8 protein-coding genes and 1 CRISPR repeat array are annotated in these 12,520 nt (G+C 52.6%); all 8 genes read right to left on the reverse strand.

The window, feature by feature from the left end; genetic code table 11:
• Nucleotides 1-36: 36 nt before the first annotated feature.
• On the reverse strand, nucleotides 37-1,569 hold the full coding sequence (locus X474_RS23645) for an SEL1-like repeat protein (protein WP_052515574.1): 1,533 nt from the start codon (nucleotides 1,567-1,569) through the stop codon (nucleotides 37-39).
• Between the two features lie 31 nt (nucleotides 1,570-1,600).
• Complete coding sequence (locus X474_RS27460) at nucleotides 1,601-1,825, reverse strand: tetratricopeptide repeat protein (RefSeq protein WP_082464607.1); 225 nt, start codon at nucleotides 1,823-1,825, stop codon at nucleotides 1,601-1,603.
• Nucleotides 1,795-2,484 (reverse strand): tetratricopeptide repeat protein, encoded by a 690-nt coding sequence (locus X474_RS23650; protein WP_044352459.1) that lies wholly within the window; start codon nucleotides 2,482-2,484, stop codon nucleotides 1,795-1,797. The genes X474_RS27460 and X474_RS23650 overlap by 31 nt, the downstream gene beginning before the upstream one ends.
• Nucleotides 2,485-2,785: 301 nt before the next feature.
• Nucleotides 2,786-7,328: a CRISPR direct-repeat array (repeat unit 32 nt; unit sequence GTTTCAATCCACGCGCCCGCGTGGGGCGCGAC).
• 212 nt (nucleotides 7,329-7,540) lie between these two features.
• Complete coding sequence (gene cas1c / locus X474_RS23655; protein WP_044352462.1) at nucleotides 7,541-8,572, reverse strand: type I-C CRISPR-associated endonuclease Cas1c; 1,032 nt, start codon at nucleotides 8,570-8,572, stop codon at nucleotides 7,541-7,543.
• Nucleotides 8,569-9,195, reverse strand: coding sequence for a CRISPR-associated protein Cas4 (gene cas4 / locus X474_RS23660; protein WP_044352464.1), 627 nt, complete (start codon nucleotides 9,193-9,195; stop codon nucleotides 8,569-8,571). Before cas4 ends, cas1c begins: the two co-directional genes overlap by 4 nt.
• Before the next feature lie 4 nt (nucleotides 9,196-9,199).
• On the reverse strand, nucleotides 9,200-10,069 hold the full coding sequence (cas7c, locus tag X474_RS23665; RefSeq protein ID WP_044352466.1) for a type I-C CRISPR-associated protein Cas7/Csd2: 870 nt from the start codon (nucleotides 10,067-10,069) through the stop codon (nucleotides 9,200-9,202).
• A 3-nt stretch (nucleotides 10,070-10,072) separates the two neighbouring features.
• Nucleotides 10,073-11,842, reverse strand: coding sequence for a type I-C CRISPR-associated protein Cas8c/Csd1 (gene cas8c, locus X474_RS23670; protein WP_044352468.1), 1,770 nt, complete (start codon nucleotides 11,840-11,842; stop codon nucleotides 10,073-10,075).
• Nucleotides 11,839-12,501: a type I-C CRISPR-associated protein Cas5c gene (gene cas5c, locus X474_RS23675; protein WP_044352469.1), complete on the reverse strand. Its 663-nt coding sequence runs from the start codon at nucleotides 12,499-12,501 to the stop codon at nucleotides 11,839-11,841. Before cas5c ends, cas8c begins: the two co-directional genes overlap by 4 nt.
• Nucleotides 12,502-12,520: the final 19 nt, after the last annotated feature.

The following is a 12,520-nucleotide window of genomic DNA, read 5'->3' on the forward strand; positions in this document are numbered from 1 at the left end:
TTAATATTCCAAAATTAACAAGGTTTTTATCTGTTCCTAGCCCGGGATTTGCCTAAGAAGATTCTTAGCCTTTAAATATCCGCCATCTGCCGCCTTTTTAAGCCAATATCTGGCTTTTGTCAGGTCCTTTGGAGTGCCATGCCCTTCCATGTAGCAGGCTCCCAAATTAAGCTGTGCTGCAGCGTGCCCTTCTTCGGCAGCCATTTTAGTCCATTCAAAACCCCTTTTGGGGTCTGCTTGTTCGCCCTGATTGTTAAGATTCATGTATCCAGCCTTGAATCTGGCTTCCAAATGTCCCATGGAAGCTGATTGTTCATACCAATAAAGAGCTGTTGTATAATTTTGAGTTACTTCTTCTCCGTATTCATATAACTCTCCAAGTTCAAATTGGGCAATAAAACTGCCTAGTTGAGCAGCTTTCTGGTACCAGAAAAGAGCCTTTTCAATATCTTTGAGAACACCATCCCCTTTTAGGTATTTCTTGGGTAAATTGCTTAGGGAAATTGTTTCTCCCTGCTTGGCTGCCTTTTTAAACCAGAAAAGAGCTTTGACTGGATCGGCAGAAATATCTTCACCCAATGCATATTTTTTACCCAATTCTTCCTGTGCGCTTGCGTAACCTTTTTCTGCTGACTTGGTATACCAATATAGTGCTTTCTGCTTATTTTCAGGCAGCCCCTTGCCAAGATCATAATAAAAGCCCAGATAGAATTGCGCGGGAGAATAACCTTTTTCTGCGGCAATAAGAAATAGCCTTATTCCTTTTTCTTTGTCTTGGGGAATACCTTCGCCGGCAAAATACATATGGGCCATTTGATATTTTGCCTTCAGCTGTCCCTGATCAGCGGCTTTTTTAAACCAAAATAAGGCTCTCTCAGAATTTTTTAAGGTTATAATTCCACATCTATAGATATACCCCAACATGAATTGGAATTTGTCATCCCCAAGCCCGGCAGCCTTAGGTAACCAAAAGAGAACTGTTGGATTGTTTTTTGGCGTTACAAAATCCTTAGGTTTAAATCTTTGATTCCAGGCCTTTTTTGCCCAAAATTTACTTTTTTTCCAATCTTTATTGGTTCCTAGGCCTTCTTCATACATAAAATGTAATAATCTCTGGGCTCGTATGTCCCCTTGCTCAGCCGCCTTTTTCATCCATTCAAAAGCTTTTTTTAAATCAGCTTCAGTGCCAAGGCCTGTGAAGTACATTCCTGCCAGCTTGATTTGGGCCTCTACATGACCCCGCTCAGCCGCCCTTTTAAACCAAAAAAATGCCTTTACCTGGTCTTCTTTCCTCCCCAGGCCATTGGCATAAAGGTCTCCTAAAACGGATTGTGCCTCTTTATCCCCGGCAATGGCTTTTTCCTCCAGATTCGGATCTTTTGCCTGGGTGGGCATCTCCATTTTTTCGGGCTCAAGTTCCGGTTCGTTATTTGAAACATTTATTGATTCTATAAAGTTATTAAGAGAGTAGGAATCCTCTATCTCTGGTAATGAAATTAATAAAAACGGGCTGATAATTAAAATGGTTGCTGCAATGCTAATGATGATTCTGATTTGTTTTTCACTCATTGTTTTTACTTTTCGCTATTTATATTGAATTCTATGGAAGCATCTTAGGATATTTTAAGGCCACTTTTGATCCGTTATCAGCTGCCTTTTCAAGCCAATACTTGGCTTTTTCAAAATCCTTTTGAGCACCCAGACCTTTCAGGTACCAAAGGCCCAAATTTAATTGGGCTGTTTTGTTCTCACCTTTTACTGCCTTTTGGGTCCACTTAAATCCTTGCTTTAAGTCTACCGGGATCCCTTTGCCAAAAAGGAGTATGTCCTCGACTTTATATTGAGCTTTTTTGTAGCCACGATGCGCCGATCTCTCGTACCCAAAAAAAGCGGTTTTATAGTTTTTCTAACCTGCTCACCCTTTTCGCATAAATCGCCAAGGATAAATGAAGAGAAAATATCACCATTATCAGCAGCTTTTGTATACCAAAAAATTGCCTTTTCAATGTCCTTGGGCACACCAGCGCCATAAAGGCAATTTTTACCTAAATGTCTCTTAATTTTCGGATTGCCTTGCGAAGCGGCTTTTTCATACCAGAAAAGCGCTTTGGACCGATTGGGTGGAATCTCCAAACTATTTGCATACCTGCCACCCAGTCTCTCCTGGGCTTCTTCATGACCCTGTTCAGCCGCTTTTTTATACCAAAAGAAAACTTTTTTAAGGTCTTCGTCTCTTTCAATACCATGGGCATAAAGGTCTCCCAAAAGGGACTGGGCCCCTTTGTCCCCGGCAATGGCCTTTTTCTCCAGCTCAGGGTCCTTGGCTCGGAGGGGCATATCTGTGAGTTTTAAGTCGAGTCCCGGCTCATTATCAGATAAACTAGCCGACTTTATCAATTTGCTGATCGAACTAAAAGTGCTGATTTCCGGGAATTTTATTAATAAAAGTGGAGTGATAATTAATAAGGTAATTGCAATATTCATTAGAATCTTAATAGTTTTTTCCGTTAAGAATTCTCCGGTATTTTAAATTTTTTATTCTGAGCATGAGACGTTTTAACCCTACTCATAACAACATGTCTGGTCAATATTTCTTAATTTATTTTTTGATAAAGAATAAAAGGCTATACTTATGGTTATGAAATAATGCTACTACTTGTAATTATTTCCAAAAATTGCTTTTGTTGAATGAATTGGGATAAAGAAAAGGATTTTGATTATGAGATTTATAGGGCAGGGTGGGGCGCGATACGCGGGCCGTGATCGAGGCGCTGAAGAGTATTCAGTTTCAATCCACGCGCCCGCGTGGGGCGCGACAAACCCTCTTGGGTTGTGCGTTGGGGTGAGCACAGTTTCAATCCACGCGCCCGCGTGGGGCGCGACCTTAGCCGCGCCGGACCGGTAATACTTAATCAAAGTTTCAATCCACGCGCCCGCGTGGGGCGCGACGCCCAGGCCCACGTATGCCTGAGTAGGTAATGATGTTTCAATCCACGCGCCCGCGTGGGGCGCGACGAGCTTAAGGCTAGCCTCGCAGGCAGCCACAAATGTTTCAATCCACGCGCCCGCGTGGGGCGCGACCAGTCAAGGTAGAGAAAAATAGGCATTTGCTCAGGGTTTCAATCCACGCGCCCGCGTGGGGCGCGACACGAAGCCTTAGACGGCGGATTTGAACGTAAGGGTTTCAATCCACGCGCCCGCGTGGGGCGCGACACATCCCGTGTGTTTCTGGCTTTTCGGAGCTCCGGTTTCAATCCACGCGCCCGCGTGGGGCGCGACGCCGCCGCCTCGATCAGGGCCAGGCCGAGCCACAGTTTCAATCCACGCGCCCGCGTGGGGCGCGACTCTCGGAGTCAGTGTGGGAGATGTCCTTCTGTAGTTTCAATCCACGCGCCCGCGTGGGGCGCGACTTTTTGGGCTCCCAATTTATGCACCCATAATTATCGTTTCAATCCACGCGCCCGCGTGGGGCGCGACAAGTAGTCGGCTACAGCCCGCCAGGCAGGCCGAGTTTCAATCCACGCGCCCGCGTGGGGCGCGACTTCCAGGGAGGCGGCCAAATACCGCGAAAGGACAGGTTTCAATCCACGCGCCCGCGTGGGGCGCGACAAATTCACAAGAGCTAATCAAGTCATGGGTGAGGTTTCAATCCACGCGCCCGCGTGGGGCGCGACCTGTGCGGTGGCATGAAAGAGATTACAGCGTTGGTTTCAATCCACGCGCCCGCGTGGGGCGCGACGTGTCAGGGTCAGAAACTCCCGCTGCATTAGTTTTCCGTTTCAATCCACGCGCCCGCGTGGGGCGCGACGGCAGTCACCGCAGAGTTAGCCGATTTAATAGCTAGGGTTTCAATCCACGCGCCCGCGTGGGGCGCGACTTGCAAAGCTGGGCCTGCGGCTCTACCGGAACACGGTTTCAATCCACGCGCCCGCGTGGGGCGCGACATTGCGATCTCAGGGACAATATGCACAGTGGGGGGTTTCAATCCACGCGCCCGCGTGGGGCGCGACCCAGGGGGGAGTTTTGGCCTGGGCGGGGGTGTTTAGTTTCAATCCACGCGCCCGCGTGGGGCGCGACCCGTCGCCCCTCACACTGCCAGCGGAGCTTATGGTTTCAATCCACGCGCCCGCGTGGGGCGCGACAACTTGTTTATTTTATTAACTTATTCAGTTTGTGTTTCAATCCACGCGCCCGCGTGGGGCGCGACGTCAACAACTCGGAGCCCTCGCCCGACCATTTGGAGTTTCAATCCACGCGCCCGCGTGGGGCGCGACTAACAGCACTCCTTATGACTTTGTGGGGGTTATTGTTTCAATCCACGCGCCCGCGTGGGGCGCGACGCGAGACAAAAACCTGGTGTAACCCCTGCTGCTAAGTTTCAATCCACGCGCCCGCGTGGGGCGCGACGTTGGCAGCACTGGATTATTTGCAGGATCATGGCTGGTTTCAATCCACGCGCCCGCGTGGGGCGCGACGGGCGGCTGAGTTCAAGATTTTCAGTTACAAGCTGTTTCAATCCACGCGCCCGCGTGGGGCGCGACGTCGGCGTCTATGATACCGGCCCTCGCCTTGGTCAGTTTCAATCCACGCGCCCGCGTGGGGCGCGACTGCTGGAACAGTTGTTAGACGATTTTGCCAGCGGGGTTTCAATCCACGCGCCCGCGTGGGGCGCGACCAACTTGAGGGCGGGGAGTCTGGCACAAAATGTGTTTCAATCCACGCGCCCGCGTGGGGCGCGACACCCTAATGATTCAAATGCCCGGTTTATTTCAAAACGTTTCAATCCACGCGCCCGCGTGGGGCGCGACATCAGATATTAAAATGGGCGCAAGTCCATTGGGAAGTTTCAATCCACGCGCCCGCGTGGGGCGCGACGGGGAAACTCCCAAATCCAGCAAGCTACCGTCACAGTTTCAATCCACGCGCCCGCGTGGGGCGCGACGTCATCGTCGGCTTCGTCATCACTCACGCCCGAGTTTCAATCCACGCGCCCGCGTGGGGCGCGACCACCCATAATGCGGTTGACCGTCTGTCCTACTTGTTTCAATCCACGCGCCCGCGTGGGGCGCGACAAGCGCGCTTGAGACCTTTCTGGGCAGGTTCAAGGTTTCAATCCACGCGCCCGCGTGGGGCGCGACAGCAAAAAGCCATACTGGAACTACATAAGCACGAGTTTCAATCCACGCGCCCGCGTGGGGCGCGACGTAACGCGATCTCCCACCCATTCCCGCATGCGCGGTTTCAATCCACGCGCCCGCGTGGGGCGCGACTTAGGTTACGCTGCGTAGCCGGCTACTTTGTTGCGTTTCAATCCACGCGCCCGCGTGGGGCGCGACGTCGACCATGCTCGACACCGCATCTCTCGGCACTAGTTTCAATCCACGCGCCCGCGTGGGGCGCGACACATGCTTTCTGCTGTGCGGGAGCGGTTTGAAGGAGTTTCAATCCACGCGCCCGCGTGGGGCGCGACAACCCAATGGAATCAGTCAAAGCCTCGGAACTGGTTTCAATCCACGCGCCCGCGTGGGGCGCGACAAAGTGATTACGGGCAGCAAGGTGGCTTTTACATGTTTCAATCCACGCGCCCGCGTGGGGCGCGACTAGTGTCCGTAGGAAACGGCACCGCTCCCTCTACGTTTCAATCCACGCGCCCGCGTGGGGCGCGACATAAATTTCATTTTCGACGCCATCGCCGTTTCGTTTCAATCCACGCGCCCGCGTGGGGCGCGACACCAATCATCTCCGCTTGGGCTTACAACAAGATCAGTTTCAATCCACGCGCCCGCGTGGGGCGCGACCGGCTCATATGCCTCACCCGCGAAATATAGTATCAATGTTTCAATCCACGCGCCCGCGTGGGGCGCGACCAGACAGGCCGGTTCGGAGTGGGTTATAGCACCGTGTTTCAATCCACGCGCCCGCGTGGGGCGCGACTGCTGGATGATTGGCAGGATATGGGCAAGAACATGTTTCAATCCACGCGCCCGCGTGGGGCGCGACTTACGGCCGGTAGGCATTACTACCGGTTGGCCTGTTTCAATCCACGCGCCCGCGTGGGGCGCGACCTGACTCTAGCATCTCATATTACGAGCTGGACAAGTTTCAATCCACGCGCCCGCGTGGGGCGCGACAGCCATTGCGGGTATCCACTGCTAACACTGACCGTTTCAATCCACGCGCCCGCGTGGGGCGCGACATAACGAGATCGTGGCTGTTTCTGATGCTATTCAGGTTTCAATCCACGCGCCCGCGTGGGGCGCGACAGCGGGCCTGGGACTATTGGCATGGGCTGCCGGAGTTTCAATCCACGCGCCCGCGTGGGGCGCGACTAATCTATACGGGATGTCCATCAAACAAGCAGCCGTTTCAATCCACGCGCCCGCGTGGGGCGCGACGAAAACACCGAATATCTTGGTTGCGAAAAGGAAAGTTTCAATCCACGCGCCCGCGTGGGGCGCGACTAGTATTTGGGTGCTGATATATGCGGGTTTGCCATGTTTCAATCCACGCGCCCGCGTGGGGCGCGACTACTTAAGTCGGTTTCGTATTGTTCCCGGCTTATGTTTCAATCCACGCGCCCGCGTGGGGCGCGACCCCCTGCCGTGGCCGGTGACAAACTTGTTATCGTGTTTCAATCCACGCGCCCGCGTGGGGCGCGACACGATTGGGTGATAGGTATGATAAAATGCGATGGTTTCAATCCACGCGCCCGCGTGGGGCGCGACCACCGCAAAATACGAGAGATACAACCAAATCCAGGTTTCAATCCACGCGCCCGCGTGGGGCGCGACCGGTGTACCATGGCACTCACCCGCCATCTATATAATGTTTCAATCCACGCGCCCGCGTGGGGCGCGACCTTCTTTGGATGGGGCCACCCAGGCATCGATCATGTTTCAATCCACGCGCCCGCGTGGGGCGCGACGGCGGGGGTAGTGATGACATAGTCGTTTTTATCTAAGTTTCAATCCACGCGCCCGCGTGGGGCGCGACTCAGGGTTTTACGTTGGAACTCTTCTTGATAACGAGTTTCAATCCACGCGCCCGCGTGGGGCGCGACTCGGTATCTATATTCGCAACAACACAGGGGTGTCGCGGTTTCAATCCACGCGCCCGCGTGGGGCGCGACTCCCATGTGTGCATGGGGAGGGGTAGCAGCTTGGCGTTTCAATCCACGCGCCCGCGTGGGGCGCGACGGATCGTAGCCACTCCATTTCCCCTTCTCATCACAGTTTCAATCCACGCGCCCGCGTGGGGCGCGACGGCTATCCCGGAAATGTCTTCCAGGGCCAGCTTGTTTCAATCCACGCGCCCGCGTGGGGCGCGACTGCGGCCATTATAACAAGCCGAAATTGCAGGAGAAAAATTACGCTTTCCGCGAACCTGTGTTTTTTGAGCTTGTCATGATGACCCTTCTGGGGTTGTATTTGCTCTTTTTTGTTTTTATTCAGCTGCTTAACTCTTGCGCGAACCTCCCGGTGATTTCATGTGTGATTGGGGTTCGCGCAAGAGGCTTTACCTTCTGCCAACAGGCTGTGTTTTAGCGATGAAAATAAGCCGGGTACCCGTCTATATCGCCCCTTAGATGTCTGGCCAGCAAAAGCGCCTGGATAAAAGGCAGTTGCCCTAGGTTAAGTTTTTCTTTCAAATATGGATGCATAACCTCAACCTTTTTCCGTTCCTGGTATGCCTTTAATACGGTTTTCCTGGTGGCGTCATCCATGGTAAAGGCTCCGGTCTCCGAGTGGTGAAAACCCTTTTTGCTGATTTGGCGGCGGTTGATCAAGGTCAGCACCAGACGGTCGGCTATTACAGGGCGTAGTTCTTCCATGAGGTCCAAAGAAAGGCTTGGCCGTCCCGGCCTGTCCCTATGTAAAAAGCCCACTTGGGAGTCCAGACCGGTGCATTCACAAGCAGCCCCGACATCATGCACAAGTAACGTGTAGATAAAGGAGAGCAGGGCGTTCACTTCATCGGTGGGAGGTCTTCGGCTCCGCTTGGTAAAGCAAAATCCATGAGAGCCGCTGGTCATTCGGGCCTCAAAAGCCCTGAAATAAGTCTTTGCCGCCGTGCCTTCCAACCCCCTTATGGTGTCAAGGTCATCTTTTTCACCCAGTTCTGCAAGCAATTTGGCCAGTTCCCGGGCCGCCTGGTTCAGCGTTTCTTTTTTGTTTTGGTCTTGCTGGTCCCTTAAGGAGCGAAGCAACGTACTTCGGCAGTTGGCGATTTTGGCCGCCACAAAAGCCCTGGCTATACCGGCTGATCTTTCCAAATCATCAGACCGGCGGTATTGCTCCTTGCGCAACAGTACATTGCCTGTCACCGGTCCCTGGACCTTGGCCAGAAAACGGCCGTTCTCCGACAAAAAGGAAATGGCGGTTTGCTTCTCCGCGCAATGGGCCATAAGCCAGGGACTCACCTTGACATCCCCAAAACAGATAATTCCGCCCAGAAGATGCACTGGCGTTCGAAGGGCCACCTTGCCCTCGGCCTTGACCAGAACGCATTCTCCCTCTTTGGCTAGATAAGAACCCTGTTTGCCAACAAATAAGGTGTTTAGGAATCGCTTCATGCTTCTCTCATGTTCCGGGTTATCTGTCTTTTCAGATAGGTTTCCACCTTTTCCTTGCCGCTTGTTTCCGGCAGGCAGACTTTGACCAGAGAACAGCTTTTGCATTTGGGGCCGGGCTGTGCCTTTGGGGTCCGGCCCTGCTCCATCATCTGATGCAGGCTTTGGGCAAGGTCTTTGGTGGCTTGCCTCAACGGATCATCAAAAAGCACATCCAATCTTCTGTGGGTTTGGCCGTAAAAAAGAGCGCCTCCGGCAATGCTTTTTTTAAGCATTTCCTCGAGACATATGGCTTGAGCGCATAACTGCACCTGATCACAGTTTCCAGCCTTGGGCCGACCACGTTTATATTCAACCGGAAAGGGCTCGCCATTATGGAACTCCACAATATCAGCCACCCCACTCAACCCCAGGCTTAATGAACGCAGGGGCAGGCCCCGCACAATGCGCAGCCCGCCCCTGGTTTCTGTTTGTTCTTCATGCGCCTTTTGGTGCATAACCCTGCCTTGAGCCGTGAAAAGGTTTTCTTCCCACTGACGTTCCAGGTGGATCAGTCCGCATTGCCTGGGACAAAAAGCCAGGTGCTGCAAGGCAGAGAGCGGCAGAAGATCAGCTTCAAGATACATGAGATTACAGCATCTCCAGCAGCTCCACGCCTTGGGGAAGGTTGTCTTTATCCACTGATATGCCGTTTTCATAGTCAGCAAAAGAGCGCGGCGGTTTGCCTGTTTCTTCTTTTGCATCCACCTTGATCAAATCGAACAGTTTATGGGCCGGGGCATTGCCCAAGGCAGAGTCATGCTTGAAAACAAATAGCTTGCGTGCGTTCATTTTGCCCCTGGCCGCTGAATGGTCATGATCAAACATGTTGATCAGAGATGCCCATAGAAGCTCAAGGTCATCTTCAGAAAAGCCCGTATCCTGGGCCAGATGGGCAGAGATATAGCCTTCGGCCCGGAACAGGCCATAGGGAATCAGGTTTTTTCGGCCCATGGTGCGGTTGTCGCCATCCTGGCTTTGGGCTTCTTTTTCCGTTTCCACTGCCATGCGGGTGATTGTGAACTCCAAAGGCATAACCGGGTCTATGCTGCGCGAGAAATTAAGCTGAACCGGCCCCCGCACCTGGCCGCAGTTGTTTTCTTTGGTGGACATCACAGCGCCAAAGGTCCGCACATCAAAAAAGTTCTTGCACATAAAATCGCGGCCCAGTTTTATCTTGTCCGCTTTGGCGTCTGTTTCGACCTGTTCATAAGCTTCTCCACGAACCGTGCTCAGCACAGCCTTTTCCCGCACATAAATGCGAAAAGGGCTTTCCTGTTTTTTAACGATTTCCACAAAGTTTCTGATCTTGCGTTTCAGGCAGACATCAGTAACCAGTCCGTGACTGGTTTCAGGATCAATACGGGGGGTGTTGCCCGCATCAGGGTCCCCGTTGGGGTTGCCGTTTTCGCAATCAAACAGATAGACAAACTCATAACGGTTGTTAATGGCTGCGGACATGGCTTATCCCTCCGATTCTTTATCGTTTTTGGCGGTGAAGAAGTCTTTACGCTGATGGTAGTAGCCCAGGAAGAATTGTCCTTGCTGCTCCAAGGTGAAATGGGCGGGGAACGCATCAATTCCATCCATGATTTCACCAAGGGTTTTATCATGGCTTTTGGCATATTCGGTTTTTTTCATGTGAGCCTGGGCCAAACGCAAAAGATGGGGAAAGGCCACCTTGGGTGTTGCCGAGGCGGAAGAGATGTAACGGTCTCGAATTGTTGCGTTGAGCGTGCCAAGGGCGTCACGTTGCAATTTTTCAAGGGCGGCAAACAGGCGCCCCAGTCTATAGGCGGTATCTGTGGATTGCTTGTCCAGGCTCATGGAGACCTCCATGTGGTTTGGGTTGTTGCGATAGGAAGGGGAAAGGCGATAACAACGGCTGAGATATGCCTTTATCAGGGCGGTGCGCAGGTAATTGACTTGCTGATCCGCGCGAATGCGCTCCAAAACCGCTTCCAAAAGGGAGCGGGGGTAACTTTGCCCGGTGATTATGGCGCGGGTGAAGTCGCCGCTTAGCTTGGGCGAGATATTGCTGGATTTTTTTTGCAAGGCGGTTTCACGCAAGAGGGCCCAGGGAGAAGGGTATGGAGATTCGTTTTCCCATTGCCTCACCAGCTCCAGGTCATGGAAATGCTCACTCAAGCGCTTTTCCATCTCCGCCACAGTGCTGGCCAGCCAGAAACGAACCGAAATCCGGGAGCTGTTGGGGGAAAGCCCTAAAGCGTAAAAAGGGTTTTCACCCTCCAGCCCCGTTGAATGTTTTCCCGCCTTGAGTGACTCTAAAAAGACCTGAAGCTCCTGATTAAGAGCGCTGTCCTCGGCCTGGGGCGGTTTCAGAACCATGCCGAACCGTTTGGATGCCGGTGATTTGTTTTCTGTCCAAAAAACCACACTGGTCTCGCCTATTCGGACCATTCTTTCGTTGTCGGCCTGTAAAAGCCGGTTCAAGGCGGTGGTGTAGTTAAAGGCGCTTTGGGAGCTTATGGGAGAGTTGAGGTTCTGTTCTTTGCCATAGGATTTAAAGGCATCCAAATTAAAAGAGACCAGGGAGGTGCCTGAAGGTTGCCCACCGGCCACCCCTTTTATTTTGGGGTGGGTCTTTTCCAGTGGCTGGATTTCACCGCTAACCAGGCATTGGCCTTGTGCTCCAGTGTCTTTGGAATTGTAGTGTTCCAGCCAGGCCTGGCGCACTGTTGGCGATTGGTGAACAAACCCCCTGGCCCCGTCCAGGCGAAAAACCAGGTTTTGGCCGGCCATTTCTTCCCAAAGGGAAAGTTCAGCGGCCTTTTCCGGATTCCAGCTATCTAAAAAGGTAAGCACCGCGGCCATGCCGGGGTCGTCAAGACCGTCACCCACCTGATGGCAAAGCTCAACAAAGGATTCAAAGGCCTGGATTGCCCTTTGCGCATCTTTTGCTTCTTTTCCAGGGTTTGTTTTTTCCTTGTTCTTGGGAGGTGCGGCAGCACCCAGGACATAGTCTGTTTTATCCCAAAGAAAGTTTGGGCTGATGCCGGCCGATCTGATGACTGCCTCAGGCACTTCCAAAAATAGAGGCTCTTTCCTTTTACCCTTGGTTAGGCGCAGATCCTGAACCTCCACCAACTCTCCCTGTGGGCTGAGAACCAAGGCAAATAGTATTTTGGCCACGGAAAACCCCTGCAAAGAGATGTTTTCCTCCGGGTCTTGGGCCAAGCGTTTGTAATAAGCATCCAATGCCTGAATAATCATGATCTTGCCTCCCCTGTATTAAGAGGCGGCACCTTGATCACCCCGTCGGTCATTTGGGCCCGGAAAAACTTGGGTGTCATGTTATCGCCAAAATCAATATCATGGAGCATCCAGCCCAGGTCTTTAGCGCCCATAAGCTCCTCCGGGCAGGAAGGGGGCTCTTCTTCCCAAAGCTCAAAGGCAGCGGGAAATTCCCGGCAGCCCAAATAGGGCTGGTGAAAGCACTGGCCTTTGCGGGCCCTTCTATTGAAGATATCCAGATGCTTTCCGGGATTGTTGTCTTCTTGGCTTGTGAATTCAAAGTGAGCTCGGATAAGATAATCTACGTCCCTGAGAACCAGGGCCGCCCTTTGCTGGCGGTTTTTGGAATCGTCTACAAAAAGGGCAGGGGGCTCTCCTCCTTTCATGGCTTTTCTTATGGCTGCCAAGGGGAGTTTTTTGGAAACCTCGTTACGGCGGATATTGGTGAAACGGATGGGTTGCAAAACATGGATCTGATCCACAACCCAAAAAATGGCGGGTTTCCAGTACACTGCCTCCAGAATCCCCCTGGCGGCAGATGGGGTGAGCACATCATAGCTCACCCGCTCAACTTTCATTTCCGGCCGAGTGCAACATGCGTATTTGCCCCGGACCCGCAGGGTTACCCCTTTACTCATTGACACCTCCAAGTCTGAT

Source organism: Dethiosulfatarculus sandiegensis (assembly GCF_000931935.2).
GTDB classification, from domain to species: domain Bacteria; phylum Desulfobacterota; class Desulfarculia; order Desulfarculales; family Desulfarculaceae; genus Dethiosulfatarculus; species Dethiosulfatarculus sandiegensis.

Bases quoted from the DNA above. Each gene is read 5' to 3' on its own strand.
- X474_RS23645 (WP_052515574.1), bottom strand. From the start codon at position 1,569: ATGAGTGAAAAACAAATCAGAATCATCATTAGCATTGCAGCAACCATT.
- X474_RS23650 (WP_044352459.1), bottom strand. From the start codon at position 2,484: ATGAATATTGCAATTACCTTATTAATTATCACTCCACTTTTATTAATA.
- cas1c (WP_044352462.1), bottom strand. From the start codon at position 8,572: ATGAAGCGATTCCTAAACACCTTATTTGTTGGCAAACAGGGTTCTTAT.
- cas4 (WP_044352464.1), bottom strand. From the start codon at position 9,195: ATGTATCTTGAAGCTGATCTTCTGCCGCTCTCTGCCTTGCAGCACCTG.
- cas7c (WP_044352466.1), bottom strand. From the start codon at position 10,069: ATGTCCGCAGCCATTAACAACCGTTATGAGTTTGTCTATCTGTTTGAT.
- cas8c (WP_044352468.1), bottom strand. From the start codon at position 11,842: ATGATTATTCAGGCATTGGATGCTTATTACAAACGCTTGGCCCAAGAC.
- cas5c (WP_044352469.1), bottom strand. From the start codon at position 12,501: ATGAGTAAAGGGGTAACCCTGCGGGTCCGGGGCAAATACGCATGTTGC.